This is a genomic window from Petrotoga sp. 9T1HF07.CasAA.8.2, assembly GCF_002895585.1.
Lineage (GTDB): Bacteria > Thermotogota > Thermotogae > Petrotogales > Petrotogaceae > Petrotoga > Petrotoga mobilis.
This window is the reverse complement of sequence record NZ_AZRI01000041.1, coordinates 92,433-111,964: the sequence shown is the minus strand read 5'-3', so window position 1 is coordinate 111,964 and position 19,532 is coordinate 92,433. Positions and strand designations below refer to the sequence as shown.

18 protein-coding genes are annotated in these 19,532 nt (G+C 32.3%); 4 read left to right on the top strand and 14 right to left on the bottom strand.

Going from position 1 to position 19,532, the window contains the following annotated elements; translation table 11 throughout:
* Positions 1-41 precede the first annotated feature (41 nt).
* Together X925_RS09210 and X925_RS09205 are read left to right on the top strand one after the other, a co-directional pair.
* Positions 42-611 carry a GNAT family N-acetyltransferase gene (locus tag X925_RS09210; RefSeq protein WP_103065037.1) on the top strand — a complete coding sequence of 190 codons (570 nt, stop codon included), beginning with the start codon at positions 42-44 and terminating at the stop codon, positions 609-611.
* Complete coding sequence (locus X925_RS09205; RefSeq protein WP_103065038.1) at positions 608-1,255, top strand: hemolysin III family protein; 648 nt, start codon at positions 608-610, stop codon at positions 1,253-1,255. Before X925_RS09210 ends, X925_RS09205 begins: the two co-directional genes overlap by 4 nt.
* 6 nt (positions 1,256-1,261) lie before the next feature.
* Here the strand turns inward: X925_RS09205 and X925_RS09200 are convergent, their stop codons facing one another.
* The 11 genes from X925_RS09200 to X925_RS09150 form a co-directional block, all read right to left on the bottom strand.
* A complete protein-coding gene (locus tag X925_RS09200; RefSeq protein ID WP_121959763.1) occupies positions 1,262-2,146 on the bottom strand; it encodes a bifunctional enoyl-CoA hydratase/phosphate acetyltransferase in 885 nt (294 codons plus the stop codon).
* A 26-nt stretch (positions 2,147-2,172) separates the two neighbouring features.
* Complete coding sequence (locus X925_RS09195) at positions 2,173-3,540, bottom strand: MATE family efflux transporter (protein WP_103065040.1); 1,368 nt, start codon at positions 3,538-3,540, stop codon at positions 2,173-2,175.
* A 184-nt stretch (positions 3,541-3,724) separates the two neighbouring features.
* Positions 3,725-5,887, bottom strand: a complete 2,163-nt coding sequence (locus X925_RS09190) for a Tex family protein (protein ID WP_121959762.1) — start codon at positions 5,885-5,887, stop codon at positions 3,725-3,727.
* 57 nt (positions 5,888-5,944) lie between these two features.
* A complete protein-coding gene (locus tag X925_RS09185) occupies positions 5,945-7,015 on the bottom strand; it encodes an aldose epimerase family protein (protein WP_121959761.1) in 1,071 nt (356 codons plus the stop codon).
* A 315-nt stretch (positions 7,016-7,330) separates the two neighbouring features.
* Entirely contained in the window at positions 7,331-8,137 is an 807-nt protein-coding gene (locus tag X925_RS09180; RefSeq protein WP_158245458.1) for a metallophosphoesterase, read from the bottom strand.
* A complete protein-coding gene (locus tag X925_RS09175) occupies positions 8,088-9,113 on the bottom strand; it encodes an ABC transporter ATP-binding protein (protein WP_121959759.1) in 1,026 nt (341 codons plus the stop codon). Before X925_RS09175 ends, X925_RS09180 begins: the two co-directional genes overlap by 50 nt.
* A 12-nt stretch (positions 9,114-9,125) precedes the next feature.
* On the bottom strand, positions 9,126-10,088 hold the full coding sequence (locus X925_RS09170) for an ABC transporter ATP-binding protein (protein WP_121959758.1): 963 nt from the start codon (positions 10,086-10,088) through the stop codon (positions 9,126-9,128).
* A gap of 9 nt (positions 10,089-10,097) precedes the next feature.
* The gene (locus X925_RS09165; protein WP_121959757.1) at positions 10,098-10,901 is read right to left on the bottom strand and encodes an ABC transporter permease; all 804 of its coding nucleotides are present in this window, start codon (positions 10,899-10,901) and stop codon (positions 10,098-10,100) included.
* Positions 10,902-10,912: 11 nt separating this feature from the next.
* Complete coding sequence (locus X925_RS09160; protein ID WP_121959756.1) at positions 10,913-11,854, bottom strand: ABC transporter permease; 942 nt, start codon at positions 11,852-11,854, stop codon at positions 10,913-10,915.
* Positions 11,855-11,866: 12 nt separating this feature from the next.
* Positions 11,867-13,378: an ABC transporter substrate-binding protein gene (locus tag X925_RS09155; RefSeq protein WP_121959755.1), complete on the bottom strand. Its 1,512-nt coding sequence runs from the start codon at positions 13,376-13,378 to the stop codon at positions 11,867-11,869.
* Between the two features lie 226 nt (positions 13,379-13,604).
* A complete protein-coding gene (locus X925_RS09150) occupies positions 13,605-14,336 on the bottom strand; it encodes an MBL fold metallo-hydrolase (protein WP_158245457.1) in 732 nt (243 codons plus the stop codon).
* A 499-nt stretch (positions 14,337-14,835) separates the two neighbouring features.
* On the opposite strand from X925_RS09150, the gene X925_RS09145 reads away from it, so the two are divergent.
* Complete coding sequence (locus tag X925_RS09145) at positions 14,836-15,189, top strand: transposase (protein ID WP_158245456.1); 354 nt, start codon at positions 14,836-14,838, stop codon at positions 15,187-15,189.
* On the opposite strand, the gene X925_RS09140 is transcribed toward X925_RS09145, so the two are convergent.
* From X925_RS09140 to X925_RS09130, 3 genes are all read right to left on the bottom strand, one after another.
* On the bottom strand, positions 15,179-15,985 hold the full coding sequence (locus X925_RS09140) for an ABC transporter permease subunit (protein ID WP_103065047.1): 807 nt from the start codon (positions 15,983-15,985) through the stop codon (positions 15,179-15,181). The two genes, X925_RS09145 and X925_RS09140, sit on opposite strands and share 11 nt — an antisense overlap.
* On the bottom strand, positions 15,982-16,854 hold the full coding sequence (locus X925_RS09135; RefSeq protein WP_121959752.1) for an ABC transporter ATP-binding protein: 873 nt from the start codon (positions 16,852-16,854) through the stop codon (positions 15,982-15,984). The genes X925_RS09140 and X925_RS09135 overlap by 4 nt, the downstream gene beginning before the upstream one ends.
* 981 nt (positions 16,855-17,835) lie before the next feature.
* Positions 17,836-18,621 (bottom strand): hypothetical protein, encoded by a 786-nt coding sequence (locus X925_RS09130; protein WP_121959751.1) that lies wholly within the window; start codon positions 18,619-18,621, stop codon positions 17,836-17,838.
* 229 nt (positions 18,622-18,850) lie between these two features.
* On the opposite strand from X925_RS09130, the gene X925_RS09125 reads away from it, so the two are divergent.
* Positions 18,851-19,216: a hypothetical protein gene (locus X925_RS09125; protein ID WP_121959750.1), complete on the top strand. Its 366-nt coding sequence runs from the start codon at positions 18,851-18,853 to the stop codon at positions 19,214-19,216.
* Positions 19,217-19,532 lie beyond the last annotated feature (316 nt).

Below are 19,532 nucleotides of genomic sequence, written 5' to 3'. Positions count from 1 at the left end.
TTTAAAGATCGTATAACAGAATAAGAGGGGGGAAGGACGTTATGGGTAAATATTTTAAAAAAATAGTAGGAGAAAAATGCTTTTTGTCACCAGTTAATCCTGATGATTTTGAAAAATACACGGAATGGTTAAATGACCCAGAAATATCAGAAAACATGATGGTAGAGGATAATATCATTTCTTTGCTAAAAGAAAAAGATATCTTAGAAAAAATGGCAAAAGGTAACGATGTATTTTTTGCCATCGTGGATTTAGAAACAGAAGAGCTGATAGGTAATTGTGGGTTGCATGACATTAATAGAATTAATCAATCGGGTGTCTTGGGAATTTTTATTGGCAATAGAGAATATCTATCTAAAGGATATGGTACCGAAGCCATTAAATTGTTGTTGAATTATGGATTCAACGTTTTAAACTTAAATAACATTATGTTAGAGGTTTTTGAATACAACAAAAGAGCCATAAGATCTTACCAAAAAGCAGGGTTTAAAGAAATAGGCAGGCGGAGGCAAGCAAAGTTTTTTAAAAACAATAGATACGATATAATATTTATGGACATTTTGAGAGAAGAATTTCTTGAAATGAAAGATGCGAAAGGAGTAATAGGGTGAAGGATTTAGACAATATCGAAAAATTTACCACGGGTGAAGAAATAGCTAATGCCGTTATACACGGTATAGGAGCATTGTTGAGTATAGCTGCTTTGGTGTTATTGGTAGTTTTTTCAGCGATTAACGGACAACCTTGGAGTATTTTCAGTTCGGTTATATATGGTTCGTCCTTGATTATTCTTTATACATCTTCAACACTATATCACAGCTTTCAACGTCAAAAAATAAAAGATCTCTTTGAAATATTCGATCATTCGGCAATTTATATTTTAATAGCGGGTACTTACACACCTTTTGCACTAATTACGTTGAATGGAAGGTTAGGTTGGATTATATTTTCTGTAGTTTGGGGTTTGGCAGCTATAGGCATTATTTTTAAAATATTTTTCGTTAAGAGGTTTAGGATTCTTTCAACTATTTTATACATAGCCATGGGATGGTTGGTTGTATTTGCTATGGAGCCTTTAGTTACAAACTTGGATTTCTGGGGAGTAGTTTGGTTGGTTATAGGAGGCATTCTTTACACAGTCGGGACCATATTTTACGTATGGAGAAAAATTCCATACCATCATGCTATATGGCATTTGATAGTGCTTGCAGGAAGTATATGCCACTTTTTCTCAGTGTTTTTTTATGTTATATGAGAAATCTCAAGAGTTTAAAACTCCGAGTGCCAAAGCGGCTAATTTCGATTGATCGTTGTCGGCTCTTGATACTAAAACTACAGGAGCTTTTGCTCCTACTACAATCCCTGCCACGTTTCCCCCTGAGAAATATACCGCAGATTTTCCTAACAAGTTCCCGGAATGGATATCTGGAACAATTAAAATATCTGCTTTACCTGCAACTTCACTGTTTATATTTTTAATCTTGGCAGCTTGTTCGCTTATAGCGTTATCAAGGGCAAGGGGACCATCGACAATACAGTCTTTTATTTGGCCTCTTTTGTTCATTTGGGTCAATATGGCGGCATCTATTGTTTCGGGCATATCCGGATTAACTACTTCGACTGCCGCTAATAGAGCTACTTTAGGAGTTTTTATTTCAAGACTTTTGGCTACTTCAACGGCGTTGTATATAATTTGAACCTTTTGCGTTAAATCTGGATGGATTATCATTCCACCATCGCTTATTAGAAGTAATCTATCCAAATAAGGTGTTTCTACTAGGGCAACATGAGAAAGCAAATTTCCCGTTTTTAATCCCCAATCGTTGTTTAAAACAGCTTTTAACAATTCAGAGGTTTTTATCTTACCTTTCATCAGCAGATCAGCAGCCCCACTTGAAACGAGACGAACACCCTTTTCTGCAGCTTCCTGTGGATTTTCTGCCTCTATAATGTCAAATTCCTTTCCAACAATTTCCAAATTTTTTTTAATTTCTTCTTTATTTCCAACCAAGACAGGGTTTGCAAACCCTTCTTCATTTGCCTTTGATAAAGCCTTCAAAGCTTCCAAATCTTCTGCACAGACAAGAACAACGTTCTTTGTTGGTTTGGACTTTGCTCTATTCAGCAGTTCCTCAAAGTTTTTCATGAAAACTTCCCCCTTTGTTGACTATATTAAGCATTTCTTTGTGAAGCTTCTTCAATTACAGGTCTTTTCCAGTTACCAAAAATTAGAAAACCTAAGGCTAATAAAAGGGCAGAGAAATTACTTATTATCATCGCTATGAAAACACCTATGTAACCGTGAGTCTCAGCAAAGAAAAAAACCAAGGGTACCCTTATTCCCCACAATCGAGTGATATCGATAATGGTCGACTGAATCGTATGCCCTGTACCTCTTAAAGTACCAAGAAAAACAGAAACTAAAGAGAAGAATGGAAGTGAGAAAGAAACATATCTAAAAAATTCCTCTCCTACTTTAATTACTTCAGGGTCATTTATGAAAAATTTTGTTATATTGTGTCCAAATAAAAACATAACCATTGAAGCACTTCCAACGATCAGTAAAGTTGCCAAAGAAGCTTTTTTAACGGTTTCTTCAGCCTTTTCAGGTTGATTAGCACCCACGTATTGACCTGTCATCGTAGCCGTTGCCAAGGATATTCCCATTGCGAACATCGTTATTAAATTGTTCATTCTATTTCCAATTCCATATCCGCTAATAACAATAGGTCCAAATTGCGCTATAACTCCCATAATTATAGCAAATCCAATAGCTGTAAAAGATTCACCAATAGAAGAAGGTAAGCCAACCGAAAGAACTTTTTTTATAAGTTTTGGATCAGGAACAAAATCTTTGGTGTGTAATTTAAAACCCTCTTTACCTTTGAATAATACAATTAGGAATACAACGGACATTATAACTTGAGATAACATAGTTGCTAAAGCAGCACCAAAAACGCCTAAATTGAATTGAAAAATGAAAAGAGGATCAAGGGCCACATTCAACAATATTGATATACCGTTGTATTTCAAGGCTATAAATGAATTTCCCCATCCCCTAAATATACCTGCCACAGTTTGCATTAAAAAGCTGAAAGGCAAACTAAATGCCATTATTTTTAGATAGGTGTGACTGAGTTCAAATATATTTTCGTCTAATCGTAGAAGAGATAATAGTTGTTTGCTAAAGATCAAAACTATTGCCATAATGGATAACGCCACAAAAGTCATTACCAAAATGGTTTGCGCTGCCGATTTTTCAGCTCTTCTTTGATCACCGTATCCTGTATATTGGGCTATCAAAGAGGTTCCGGCGTAGGAAAATCCTGTGGCAAATGATATAAAAACAAAGATCAGCGGCCAAATTACAGTAGGAACAGACAATTCCAAAGGACCCAATTTTCCCAAAAAATAAGCATCAGTTATATTATATATCGCTTGCATCATATTTGTCAAAATGATTGGCCAGGCTAAAGTAAACAAAGCTTTCCAAATGGATGTTTTTAAAACGTCAACTTTTCCTGTATCTTTGATTTTCATTTGCTATCACCTTTAATGTTAAAATTAATTCGTTATCCTTATCAATATTTTATCAGATTATTTGGGGTTTAGGTTAAAAATAAAGGTATATATTTTGAATTTAGTAGTGAAATATTATTAAGAAATAAATAAAAAAGCGTCCATAAAAAAGGACGCTCAAAATCTCAAAATAAAGATAAAGTTTTTATTTTTTTATGTTTACTAGTCTTAAACCAATTCTTCTTCTTGTTTTATCAATGTTTATTATTTCCACTTCCACGATATCGTTTATTTGTACAATATCCGTAGGATGAGCAACAAATTTTTCAGCAAGGTTTGACTTATGAATCAAGCCGTTTTCTTTTATTCCCAAATCCACAAAAGCACCAAAATCAGTAATATTTGTTATTTTACCTGATAATCTCATACTTTCTTTAAGATCTTCAAATTTTAGAATATCATCCATAAGTTGAGGTTGAGGCATTTCATCCCTTGGGTCTCTGCCAGGCTTTTGAAGTTCTTTAAGTATATCAATCAGTGTATATTCCCCAATTTCCAATTTTTCGGATATTGATTTAAGATTTTCTTTTTCGTTTAAAAGTTGCGAAACTTTTAATTTCAAGGGGTCCAATTTTTCTTTGATTTTTAAATCATCCAAGGTGTAGCCAAGTATATTTATTAATTTTTCTGCTGCTTCATAACTTTCTGGGTGTATTCCCGTCATTTCTAACGGGTTTTCCCCATCTATTATTCTCAAAAATCCTGCACTTTGTTCAAAGGCTTTTTCTCCAAAGCCTTTTACGTTGAAGAGATCAACTCTTTTTTGGAATGAGCCATTCTTTTGGCGGTATTGGACAATTTTCTTTGCCAGGCTAATCGTTATTCCCGAAACGTATTCTAATAAAGAATATGAAGCTGTGTTTAAATTAACACCAACGAGGTTAACCACGCTTTCCACAGTTGCGTCAAGCTTTTCTTTCAATTTTTTCTGGTTGACATCATGCTGATACTGGCCAACACCTATAGATTTTGGGTCAATCTTCACAAATTCCGCAAGAGGGTCCTGTATTCTTCTTCCTAAACTTATAGCTCCTCGGACAGTTACATCGTATTCTGGAAACTCTTCTTTTGCCAACTTAGAAGCGGAATAAACAGAAGCTCCAGATTCATCAACGAATATGTACTTAAGATTTAACTTATTTTTCTTTATTAAGTCAACGACGAATTGTTGAGTTTCTCGTGAAGCTGTTCCGTTGCCTATCGCTATTAGATTTATATTATACTTTTTAATTAAACCCATCATAATTTTCTCTGAGTTTTCTACATCGTTTTGTGGAGGAACGGGGTATATCGTATCGTTAGCGAGAAAATTTCCCATTTCATCCAATGCTACAACTTTACATCCCGTTCTGAAACCAGGATCAATTGCTAGGATCCTTTTGTTTTTTAAAGGAGGTGTTAATAATAATTGTCTGAGGTTCTTGGCAAAGAGATCTATCGCCCCTTCTTCTGCTTTTTCTGTTAGATTTTGTCTTATTTCTCTTTCTATTGATGGGTTTAACATATTTGTGAATCCATAGTTCAAACCTTTGGATATTATTTCATCACAGATCTCATTTCCTGTTTTGTATTTAGATTTTTCTTTATCAAGCCACTCGTCATCGATAATTAATCTTACATTTAATACTTTTTCTTTTTCGCCCCTGTTTAAAGCTAAGACCCTGTAATTGGGTATTTTTGAAATTTCTTGAGTGAATTCATGATACATATCATACTTAGTGGCTTCTTCGACAAACTCTTTCTTCTTTTCAGAGTGAATTTTGCCGAATTTTTCATAATACTTTCTTAGACTTTCCCGATTGTCTTTGTCATGGGCAAAGGTTTGACCTATTATGTAGGAAATACCTTCTACCACTTTGTCAATATTGTCGTATTCTTCAGATACAAATTCTTCTAATTCATCTAAAGATTTGATATTACCTAACAACACTTTGTTTGCTGCAGGTTCAAGACCAGCTTCTATAGCTTTGTCTGCATTGGTTTTCTTCCTTTTTTTGTAAGGAAGATACAGATCTTCCAATTCAGTCATTTTTTTGGTGTTGATGATCTTTTCTTTTAGTTCATCTGTTAATTTACCTTGCTCTTCGATGCTTTTTAAGACAGTTTTTTTGTAGTCTTCTAAGTTCTGATAATATTTAAATAATTCTTCTATTTGCCTAATCTTTTCTTCATCTAAATTACCTGTTCTTTCTTTTCGATACCTGCTGATAAAAGGTACGGTGTTTCCCTCATTTAATAATTCTATAGTGTTTTCAGTTTGAAATAGTTTTATGTTCAGATCTTCTGTTATTGTTTTGATTATATCCAATACTTTTACCTCCATGAAACAATTTATTTTACTAGCTTTAGAAAACCTAAATTTTCTCTAATTCACGATAGAAAATTTGTAAATTGTTGTTGAAGAATACACTTCTGAGGGTCTTAAAATTGTGGAAGGAAAGTTTTTCTGGTTTGGAGAGTTTGGAAAATGCTGTGTTTCCAAGGCTATTCCAGAATATTTTCCGTAGTGTTTTCCTTCTTTTCCATAAGTATCAACAAAATTACCTGTATAAACTTGAATTCCAGGCTCTGTTGTGTATATCTTCATCACTCTTCCACTTGTGGGTTCAACCAACCTTACAGCTAAGGATATTTTGCTATTTTCCTTGTTTAATACGAAATTATGATCTATTCCTTCTAACGGAGAATCTTTCAGATCTTTGAGCACCTCTCGAAGAATTTTTGGGACTGTAAAATCAAAAGGCGTGTCTTTGACACTTTTTATTTCTCCTGTGGGTATTAGCGTTTCATCTACAGGTGTATAATGATTGGCAAAAAGTTCTAACTGGTGATCAAAAATATTTCCTCTACCTTCTCCTGCTAAATTAAAATAACTGTGATTTGTCAAATTTATAATAGTGGTTTTATCGGTAGTTGCGGTATAAGAAATCTTTAATTCATTATCGTTGGTTAAGGTGTAAGTAACGCTTACAAGTAAGTTTCCTGGATAACCTTCTTCACCATCATGGCTTAAACGCTTGAAACGAACAGAAGGTCCTTCAACGGTTGTAAAAGCTAGAGCTTGAAATATCTGTTTTTGAAACCCCTTTATTCCCCCATGAAGATGGTTTGAATTATTGTTTTGAGCCAAGGTGTAATTTTTACCTTCAAGTGAGAATTGCCCGTTTTTTATCCTATTTGCATGTCGTCCTATTGTAGCGCCGAAAAATGGATTCTGTGGGTTGGGTTTTTCATAATCTGAAACGGTATCGAATCCTAAAATTATGTCTTCCAGTTCTCCCTTTTTGTCAGGTAAGTACAAAGAAACCAAAGTAGCACCATAATTTGTTACTTGTACCGTAATTCCATTCTCGTTTCTTAATGTGAACAAAGTTACTGGAATGCCTTCTGTTGTATATCCCCATTGATTTTTTTCAATATGTTCTAAAATTGACACTCGATATCCCCCTTTTATTTTTTCTAATATCCAATAACATTATATCATATAGGGAGATACCTTGTAAGGAAACCGTATTAGATAATATTAAATGTCCGTGAAAAAGATTGGTCAGATCATAATTCGAGTCTTTGAAATGATATCCTAACCTTCTCTCTTTTGAAAGTAAGCATGAAAAAGTTTTTGAGAGATATAAGAAGAGATATCTCTTTCAAGAAAGAGATATCCAAAAGAATTCAAAAAAGAAAATAGAACCAAAGAAAAAGTATGAACCTATTCATGAAGTGATATTGTGGATATAATCTAACACAAATATTAAATATTTATAGTTGCAAGAGCTTTTTTTATTTCTGTATAAGCATCTTTTGAATATAGCCATTGATCTCTATAATTTAAACAATTGCAGATAAACAGCTTCTCATCTATCATAGCTTTTTTTCTATAATGAACATGACCCATGATCACGTATTTAACATTTTCTTTTTTATACAGTTCATCGTAATTTTTCGTTCCCAAATATGCATTGAAATATTTCCACATTTCTCTGTTTTTAACTGTAAATATCTCGTGAGTTACTACATGGGTTACCAATATAATATTCTTATCTTTTAAATCATCTATTTGTTTGTTTAATTTTTCTTTGAACCACTTCGTTACGGAAATATCATCTTTTTCCCAATTTATGTATTTTTTATCTTTCCAATTTCTGTTAAAATCATTTCCCACAGACAATTGCTCTAAACTATACCTTTCGTCAGCAAAAGAGTAGTCATACCAACCAACATCGCCGACAATTGCCCAATCACCTATAATTGCAGGACCATTCGATAAGTTCCCTTTAAACTTTTTCAATTCAAGATATATTTCATTTGTGTTTTCTTTGTCGTTTTCTTTGTTCCATAAGTCGTGATTTCCAGGAACAAACAATATTTTTGTTTCAGTCTTTTTTTCAAGCAAATACAATATTTCTAAACTTTTTCTGTAATCATTTGCTATGTCTCCAGCTATTATTAAATAATAGGGCTTTTCTTCGTTTAATACTTTTACCAGTGCGTCTTCAATAGGATCAGATTCAATAAATTGTTCGTCTACATGTATGTCGGATAAAATGGATATTTTCATCTTTTCCTCCATTCTCATATAAAAAACATCTAACTTTATGATCTTTTTTTACTTCATAATCTTTTGGAACTTCATTTTTACATCTATCTTGTGCGTATTTACACCTGGTATGAAATTTACAACCTTTAGGAGGATTTGAAGGATCAGGTAAATCCCCAGAAAGGATGATTCTTTTTGTGCCATCTTTTGTTATTTTTGGAATTGCAGAAAAAAGAGCTTGTGTATAAGGATGTTTTGGTGAATGGTATATTTCATAAGCTGTAGCAAGCTCAACAATCTCCCCCATATACATTACGGCTATTCTATCACTTATGTAATGAACAACGTTTAAATTGTGCGAAATGAATAAATAAGTAAGGTCAAACTCTTTTTGTAACTCGTTCAAGAGGTTCAAAATTTGAGATTGTACAGAAACATCTAATGCAGAAACAGCTTCGTCCAAAATGACAAAATCTGGATTCAACATCAAAGCGTGTATTATCATTATACGCTGCCTTTGTCCACCAGAAAGCTCATGTGGATACCTTTTGTAATACTCTTCGTTAAATCCCACTTCTTTGAGCATAGTTAAGACTTTATCATATCTTTGGTTTTTATCGTTATATCCGTGAGCTTTTAAAGGTTCTTCCAAAATCCAACCGATTTTTTTCTTTGGGTTTAAAGAACTGTATGGGTCTTGAAAAACAATTTGAACATTGCTTCTAAATTCTTTTAGTGCACTACCCTCAATTTTTGTTATATCTTTCCCTTTAAATATTAATTTTCCTTCATCAGGGTTGTAAAGTTTTATAAGACTGTAACCTAGTGTTGTTTTACCACAACCAGATTCTCCAACCAAGCCAAATGTTTCTCCTTTTTTGATTTTGAAGTTGACTCCATTTACAGCTTTTAAAATATCTCTTTTTTTGAATAGGCTCTTCTTAGGGAGTTTAAAAAATTTTTTTAAATTTTCTACTTCGTATATATATTCTTCCATATAATCTACCTCTCAAATGAGATGACATCTCGCAAAATGGTTGTTACCCTTTTCTTCCAATTTTGGTAATTGTTCTTTACAAATTTCTTTTGCAGCATGGCATCTATCTACAAAAGGGCAATATTGGATATCTGAATCTATTCTTGGAACAATACCAGGTATTGATTCTAGTTTTTTTCCTTTTTTTTCTGGTAAAGGTATGGATTGAAGCAATTTCAAAGTGTAAGGATGTTTTGGGTTTGAGTACAAATCTATTCTTGAAGCTATTTCTACAATAAACCCCGCGTACATGACTATAACTCTATCAGCAATATCGTGAATTACTCCTAGGTCATGTGATATGAATAAAATAGAAGATCCTTCTTCTTTGTTTATTTTTTTTAGTAACTCCAAAATTTGAGACTGAATGGTTACATCCAAAGCAGTTGTTGGTTCATCAGCAATGATTAAATCAGGGTGATTTGCTATTGCTATACCTATCATCACTCTTTGTCTTTGTCCCCCAGAAAGCTCGTGTGGATATTTACCATATATAGTTTCTGGATTTGGCAACCCTACATTTTTTATTATTTCTAAAACTCTATTTTTAAGTACTTTTTTGTTTATTTTATTATTAAGCTTGATCGCTTCACCTATTTGCTTTCCACATCTCCACAAGGGGTTTAACGATGTCATTGGTTCTTGGAAAATCATCGAGATTTTCTTTCCTCGGAGTTTTCTTTTTTCTTTTTCTTCCATGGCTAAAATATCTTTTTTATTGTATTGAATTTTTCCTGAGTTTAAGATGGCACTGTTAGGTAAAAGACCTATTACACTTAAAGAAGTAATCGTTTTACCACAACCAGATTCTCCAACTAATCCAACAATTTCACCTTTATTTATATCAAATGAGACGTTGTTAACAGCAATAATTTTCTTTTTTTCATTTTCAAAACTGATTGTGAGATTTTCGATAGAAAATAAACTATTTGACATTTATATCCCTCAATTCCTTTTGTCTGAGAGCTCTCTAAGCCCATCTCCAAGAAAATTGAATCCCAAAACTGTTAAAGTAATCATGATACCAGGTGCAAGAGCGTACCAAGGTGCTGTAGTTAAATAAACTTGAGATTCGTTTAACATTCTTCCCCAACTTGGGTAGGGGGGTTGTACTCCTAACCCCAGATAACTTAAAGCTGCCTCTGAGAGAACCGCTGTAGCAAAGCCCAAAGATGATGCAACTATTATGGGGGATAAAACATTTGGCAATATATGGAAAAATATGATTCTTGAAGAGGATGCCCCAGCGACGATACCGGTTTTGACATAATCAAATTGTTTATGCTGCATAAAACTTCCTCTAACAATTCTTGCAAAATTTGGGATAGCCATTATTCCTATGGCTATTATAGTATTTGTTATACCCACACCAAAAATAGCAACGAACATCAAAGCAAAAAGTATTCCCGGAAATGCTATCATAGCATCCATAATTCTCATTATGATTTCGTCAATAATGCCACCAAAATATCCTGAAATAGCCCCTAAAATAACACCAAAAAATAATCCGATTCCAACAGCCAAACCCCCAACAAAAAAAGCCGTTTGAGAACCAACCATAATTCTGCTGAAGATATCTCTTCCAAAATTATCAGTTCCCATGATATGTTCCCAAGATGGAGCTTTTAATTTATTTGAAAAATCCATTTGAGTAACGTCGTATGGAGTATAAAAAAGACTTATTAACATCAAAATAAACAAAAATAAAACAATGAAAAATCCAATTTTAAAATTTGTGTTTTTTTTCATTTGGAGTCTCCTTAAGTATATTTAATTCTCGGATCTATGAGTTTGTAAATAATATCTATTATAAAATTAATAAGTACAATTAAAATTGAAAAATAAAGGATCATGCCCTGAACTAATGGAAGATCACGAGTTGAAATTGCATTTATTAAAAGGCTTCCAACACCAGGCAGACTAAAAACCTGTTCTATTATTATGCTTCCTGCCAATATTTCGGCAGTTATCATCCCTAAAACGGTGGTAACTGGTATAAGAGCGTTTCTCAAAATATGTTTTGTTAAAACATAACCCGGTTTGGCCCCTTTTGAAAAAGCCGTTTTGGTATAATCTTGATTTTTCTGTTCTAAAATAGTGTTTCTGAGATATCTCACAACTACAGCTATATTGGGTATCGCTATTGCAACGGAAGGTAGGATTAATGATTTAAAAGCTTCGAAAGGATTTTCCGACCAAGGGGTATAGGCTCCAGGCGCGATCCAATTTAGTATCAAACCAAAAAGATACATTAGTAATATGCCAGTCCAAAAAGAAGGTATAGCCATACTCACTTGAGTTATAAAATTAATAAAAAAACCAGAAGCCTTTTTGTCATATTTTGCGGAAAGAATTCCTATTGGTATGCCAAAAACGAGTACTAATGACATTGAAATAATTGTTAGAGAAAAAGTAACCGGTAATCTTGAAATTATCATATCTATTACTTCTCTATCATATCTTATGGACACACCAAGATCACCCTTAAAAATACCAGTCACCCAGGAAAAATATCTCCTGATGACTGGCTGATCTAAATTTAATTCTTTTGTCAAGGCATCTATTTGTGCTTGGTCTGCATCCATGCCCAATTTTGAAAGGACAGGATCTCCAGGTATAATTTGAAAAGCAAAAAATGTTATAAGGCTTACTATAAAAATTGTTACGACCATGGTAAAAGTTCTTCTAATATAATATAGCAAATCAAATCACCCTTATTTTACATAATGTATTACTGACATATCCTGTATATATAATGGATAAAAGGTGTATCCTGCCAAATCATTTTGTAAAGCTACTATAAAGTTTGGATCCATTAAGAATATAGCTGGTAAATCTTCTGATAATATAACTTGTGCTTCTTTATATAATTCTATCTGTTTTTCTATATTTGTTTCTTTTACAGCATTTAGCATTATTTGATCGTATTCAGGGTTGTTGTAGTTAAAAAAGTTTCTGGAATAGTCACTCATATACCTTTTTAATATGTCGTAAGGACTAAGTTTTCCTGTGAATCCTATTATTGTGGAGTAATAATCTCGTCCAGCATATACTCTATCTAACCATACTCCCCACTCAACCTGTTCAATTTTGGCATTAATTCCAATTTGTTTTAACATTTCTACGAGTACCTGTGCCGTATCAACATGGAATTTATAATTTGAAGGTACAGTTATGGTAGTTTCAAAACCATTTGGGTAACCTGCTTGAGTTAATAGTTCTTTTGCCTTTGTTATATCAGGTGAGTACTTATCAGCTAAACCTTCTTTGAAATATTTTTCCATAACGGGTGACATATTAGAGCCAAGTTTGGTTCCATAACCTCCTGCAACTGCTTGAATCAAAAGATCTTTATCAATAGCATAACTCATCGCCTTTCTAACTCTTACATCGTCAAAGGGCTTTCTTTGTAAATTTAGTCCAAATATTTGTACCATATTTTGTTCTCCGCTTATTGTATATCCGTTATTTCCAATAAGATTTATGTATTCTGTACCAAGCCTTGGAATCATATCTATTTCTCCAGCTTTAAAGGCTATTAGCGAAGCTTGCGGGTCAGTAATTATTCTGAATTCTACTTTGTCTAAGTAAGGCAAATTTTCATCCCAATATTGATCAAATTTCTCCAACACTACTCTTTGTCCTGGTGAATATTCAACAAATTTAAATGGACCTGTACCAATTGGATTAGTGTTGTGTTTACCATCGTTTGATTTTGGTAATATTGCTTCTGTAAAATTGTATAAAAATTCAGTATTAATTTTTTTGAGTTTAAACTCTATTTTATCAGGTTTTATAATTTTTACGCTTTCAACATATTGTTCAAATTCAGATGAAAGTACTTCGCCATATACCCCCATCAGCCTTTCGTAAGAATATTTAACGTCTTCTAACGTAACTTTTTCTCCATTGTGGAAATACACATTATCTCTAATTTTAAAAGTGTAAATCAAGCCATCTTCTGACACTTCATAGCTTTCTGCAACGGCAGGCCTAACTCCGCCTTTAGGATCTGGTTTTAAAAGTCCTTCAAAAACATTGAACATCATTTCCTCAGTACCTGAAGCAGCTGCTTTGTGAGGATCTAGATAATCGGGATCTTGAGGAACTGCAACAACCACCTCTCCCCCATATATGGCCTCTCCCTTTGGTTCATTTGCTGAAAAGATGTTAACAGTCAAAATCATAATCAGTACAAACAAGAGAATCGTTTTAATTTTTTTCATGCTAGCCCTCCTACCAGAGTTTTATATTCTGTATTTAGAAACTCTAAAACACTTATTAAATCATGATTATAAAAAGCTTTTTACAAAATACTTCTTCTCCTTATGCATTTTTTAGTATTAAAAACTCTTTTTTACTTATTCTCTGAAACATGCGACATCTTATCGTATTCCATAATCCCAATAAAAACCACCTCCCATTTTCAAAATTTTTTTCTTTATAAAGTGTCTAAAGTTCTATAGTTAAATTTTCTTCCGCTAAAATAATTTCTTTTTTGTAGTATTTTGAAGCTTGTTTTTTAAGTAGCTCAATAACGCCAAAATGTGGGAAATGAGTTAGAAGAAGTTTTTTTACATTTGCTAAATATGCCAATTTCCCAGCTTCGCTTGCGGTTAGATGGCCTTCTACCTTACCCTTCATTTCATCAAAAAGGCTTGCTTCGCTAATTAATAAATCAGCATTTTTAGAAAACTCTACTAATTCGTCTGACCATGCTGTATCGCTTGTATAAACCAAAGTTTTTCCACTTTTTTCTAGTTTTACAGCATAAGAATCTATGACATGATTTGTTTTTAAGAATGTTGTGATAAAACCGTTTATATTGAAAACTGAACCTTGATTATAGAAAATATTTTTTGTGAACGTTTTATAATTCATAGCTTCAGAATATAGGGGGTCATATGGAGTATAGATTTTAACAGGATCTTTTCTGTTTCCTATATCTTGTTGGATCATTGAGTTAAACTGCAGCGGATAAACATCTACAAAATGATCATAATGAAAATGACTAATTATAACGTCATTTATTTTATTTATGTCTTCATATTTCATCAATTTTGAGAGGCTTCCTGAACCCATATCTATAACAATTTTTGAATTGTTATCTGAAACAATATAACATGAAGTGGCTGAATCTGGCTCTGGATAAGCACCCCAATATCCAACTACTTTTAATTTCAAACTTACCACCTTCTCACATATATTATGTAATATTAATAATAATCACGCATTAACTTTTATTAGAGAATTTTAATAAACAGATATTTTCCTTTGGTGTTTTTATTATGATTTGATCCAGAAACGTTGGCAATGGCACTTGTTATAAGTTCTATGTTCTGAAAAATGCTATAATACTATAAAAAATAACATTTACCATAAATTTTTAGTGGTTATAATAATATTTCGTATTTTTTGGAAATACATTTAAAACATTATATTTAAGCATCATTTTGGAGATTTTCAGACTGAAAGTTCTTTTTCTTGAGAATAATAAATAGGAATAAACGATAAGTAAGAAGAAGTCAAAATTGTTTAGCCATAGCAAGATGGAAGAATTCATCAAAATTAGCAGTAATTTTTAATTGGAAAATGCCACAAGTGGTCCTCATGAGATTTGGGGTTTTGAGGGGCATGGTAGTAAAATAGATATAAATATAAATTCTTAAAAGAGGTGATTTTTGTGAAGTCTTACCCTCCAGAGTTAAAGGCCAACGTTGTTAAAGAGCATGTCGAAAAAGGCGTTTCTTGTTCTCAACTTAGCAAAACTCACAACATCCCTGTCAGAAATATCCAAAAATGGGTTAAGAAGTTTAGAGATTCTGGTGAGAATTATTCTTGCTTTTTCAATGGTTCTTTCAATAAAAATTACATAGTTTCTCGTGGTTCTAAGGTTCCTCCTGTGGTTTACGAGAATGCCGGTGTCGATTTGGATGAGATTTCTCGGCTTTGTATGGAATATCCCGAACTTGCTCAGACTCTTCAGAGTTTGAAGGATTTGGAAAATATACAAAACATTGAAAGTTTCATACATTAATATCTTTATTTTTGAATAGGTAATAAGAAAAATAATATATTCCAAAAGATATTAGTAAAATTATTAATGAATTTACCCAAAAGATTTTTTCTTCTAAAACGGTTTCCATCAAAGGAATATAATTAAATATGCTGAAGTATTTTATCCAACTTGTTGCCTCTATAGTCTTTGCCATAGTATCTCCAAAATACATGAAAATTAGTATACTAAGCGAGATACCCAAGTTTGAAGAATTGTTTTGGGTGAGTATGCTTATTATCACAGAAATTGAAGAGAAAAATATTTGTACTGTGAGCGAATATATTCCAAAAGCTAACAATATTTCTGGATTATATTCATATTCCATAAAAATAGCGTACATAGAAACAACTGAAAGGGTAAAAATAATGTTTAAAAATAATATATTTATCATTATATTCGTGAATTTAGTTATGTATAAAGTTGATCTACTTATTGGTTTTACGCTCAAATATTCTATGGTTCCTTTTTCATATTCATCTGCAAAAACTTTCCCCACAAGCATCGCTGAAAAAACAGCTCCTAATAAATAAACAAAGCTCATACCTTCTGACCCGAATATGCCTTCTGGTTTAGTAAATATTTGTTCGCTAAAGTTGAAAGATTCGAGTAAAAATTTGGGCATATTATTAATTAGTTCTAATACATTATTAGACTGGGAAAGGATTTGATTACTCATAGGTATATACATACCGGTAAATAAAACAAACAACAGTGACCATAATATTGTATTTTTATATGTGAATTTAAGCTCTTTTTTTAATAAATTGAAGTTCATTCTTCATCACTCCTGTAATAATCGATAAATATTTCTTCGAGAGACGGTCTTTTAATTTCAATGTCTTCATATGAACATTTAGATAAAATTTCAAAAAAACTATTTAAATCATCATTTTTTACTAGATAAGTTATAAAAGAATCCGTCTGTTCTTTTATTTCAAAATCATTGAATTTATTTCTTTCTTTGAGTTTGTAGATTGTTATTGTTTTTTTAGATACCTTAGAGATCTCTTCAATATTACTTTCTTTTATTATTTTGCCTTTTTTTACTATCCCTACTTTATCACAAATTTTTTCAACTTCCGATAAAATATGTGATGAAAAAAGAATTGTAGCGCCTCTTTCTTTTTCTTTTTCTAAAATATTATATAATTTATGCTGCAAAAGAGGGTCTAAACCGTTGGTAGGTTCATCAAAAATTATGTACTCGGGTCTGTGTACAATGGCTTGTATTATTCCAACTTTTTTCTTGTTTCCCATTGAAAGTTCTTTGAACTTTTTGTTTGTTTCAAGTTCTAATAGATCTATTAGCTCTTTTTCATATTTCTTATCAATATTTTTATAAAATCTATCGTTAAAATCAAAAAAATCTTTTACTCTCATATTTTCATAAAAATTGACTTCTCCAGGGAGGTAACCAATTTTATTTTTTATATGCTTCAAGTCGTGTGGGATGCTTTTATCCCCAATTGTAATTCGCCCTTCATCAATTGAAATCATACCCATCATAGCTCTTATAGTCGTTGTTTTCCCAGCACCATTAGGACCTATAAGGCCGTATATTTCACCTTTTTTTATGTTAAAGCTAATGTCCTCTACTCCGAGGTATTTTCCATAGTATTTTTTGATATTCTCTACTTTGATCAAATCTGGGGCCTCCTACCTTGAATTAATTTTATATAATTGATGCAAATTTTAACAAAATTATGTTGCCAGAATATAGAGAATTATGTTTCCAGAATATAAAAATAGAGAAGGGAACATTCCTTTGAAGATAATGATTTTATATTGAACTTACTAATCGAAAAGGTTATTTAATCAACCATTGGAAGGCGTTTGGTAAAAAGAAATAAGAGTAAAAAGAAAATATTCAATTAAATTACTGTGCAAACCCTCATAAACAAAAGAAAAGAAAGATATGTAGTGACACTTTTGAAAAACAGAGAAAGCGAAAAACACTTTTTTGTATTTATTCATGCCTGTTTTATAATTCTTACATTTATGTAACTGTCAAACTCAGGAAAGAGAAAAGTTTATTAAAGCTAGTAAAAAATTTTTAATTGAAAAACGCCCATGATTGTCATAACTATCTCACCCCTTCCAGGCATTATTTCTTTTTGTACTTTTAATATCTCCTCTATCGTTACATCTTCCCTTGTATAAATAAAAAGCTTTAATAGGTTAAATAAATGGTGATTTTGTTGGACTTGTGTTTTTTAATTACCCGGTTCCATACCCAAGTTTATCTTCCGATCCTTTTTTAGTTCTCTTACGAAAATAATGGTACTTGGTTTATCCTTTATGATTCTCGCTTTATAAAATTGTCCACTTAATAGGTTAAGAATATGGAATTTATAAAATATTATCTTTGCTATCTAGGCTGGCTTTGTTATATTCAATATCTGTTTCAAGAATTTATTAGGTATTCTTTCTTATCTGGTATATTTGATGTTCCTCCAAATGATACCAGATTATTTAATTATTTGTTCATATTTTATTTTTTCTACTCATACTTTTTGGAAGAAAACCAAGAAGTTTTTACAAAGCAAAAATTTTAATAAATGCCATTAGGCATAAACCTTTTATGCTATGTAAACGCTGTTAACGAAAGAGGATTACACTGTTTCACTATCCTAATAAATATCCGAGGCACAGTCCAAATACCTCAACTGAGCCGCTTTTGTTCATAGAAAGGAAATAGCCTTTTTCTCTACCCTCTTTATATACTTCAATCCCATTATTGTAGCATTGGTAAGATAAAATCTTATTTAGGGGGATGCTTAACGGTTTATAACCAGGGAAAGGATGCAGAAAAAGTCTCTGATTCGTGATAATAAGAACCCCCATCGATGTTTTAACAAGCCGGTCCTCTTTTACCATATGTCCTCTATGAGCCCCTACTCTATAACGAACACCTTTTGCAATCTGAAAACTTACGCCCTGCGACCCTCCACTATAACCCAAGTTAATTGATTTCATTTCATAAAGGATGGCTTTATCCGCAAAATGCACAATTTCCTTCTTCTTTAAAATCACTTGACTACCACCTTCTATATGCAAGTCTACAGACGGCAACTTTCCTTCTTTTCTTATTGTATTCACATAAATGTAGGGCCTGATACGATCGTCAAATTCAATATCTTCGTTTGTTAAACCGAACGCCTCTTGCATCTTTCGTAAGGTTTCTATTTCTTCTTCTTCAAGTTCTTTGTCAGCTTCAAATTGGTCGTATATTCTAGAATACAACTCAATCAATGATCGTTTGTCCTGCTTTTTAAGAAGTTCCATTTGCTGCTCGGTAAAGCTCTTTGTTGCTAATATCTCTTTTTCTATTTCCGTTTCACAATCTCTGCAAAGCACACCTTTAGTAGAAAAACGGAGCCTCTTACCACACCTTTGACAGAATTTTGCCATTTTTATCACCTCCGATTTTTATTATATTAGAAATTCAATTTCATATAACGTCCCCACATTAGATCATATTAGACGTCCGTGAAAAAGATTGGTAGATCATAATTTGATGTCTTTGAAATGTTATCATATCCTTGATTCTTTTGGAAGGAGGCAAGAAAAAAACATGAATCTATTCATGAAGTGATATTGTGGAAATGTTGGGAATTATCTAGGGGATAAGGTAAGAAAATTGGTAGGGTATTTCAGGTATGAGAGTGAAGAAGAAGTAAGTCTGCTCAACGAGATTTACAGCAAAGCAGACTTACTTGATAACTTCTTCATAGCTAACTTTAAACTAAAAAACAAAGTAAAGAACGACAAGGGTAAAACAATAAAAAAAGAATACGAGAAACCTAAGACTCCATACCAACGGTTGCTTGAAAGCAATACTGTTAACGAAAAAACTAAATCTCAACTAAAGAAAACATACGAAACTTTAAACATGGTAAAATTGAGAGAAGAAACACCCCGAAGGGGGTTCAAGGAAATAAATCTTCTTGTGGATAAATTATACAACATTCAACTAACAAAAAACAAATCAAGTTCAAAAACATAAATACTATCTAACTATTACCCTATTTCAACGACAATTAATTATGATCTAACACGCCGTTTTAAACTAATTACCCATACTTTGCATTTGCAATTTTTATAAGAATTTCTCTTACCACGGCCACAATGGTTCCTATGTATAATTTTTAGGTATGTAGCATGATTAAATAACACCGAAATAATTAATTAACCGTTTGATTTTTCCTTTTTTTTGGAATTTATTCGTAATGTTGTTTCTTCGGTAAGTGTCAATCTAAAAAATGGATTTAATTAAATTAGATTAAAAAAACATGAGGAAAATATTAAATTAATTTAAAAAA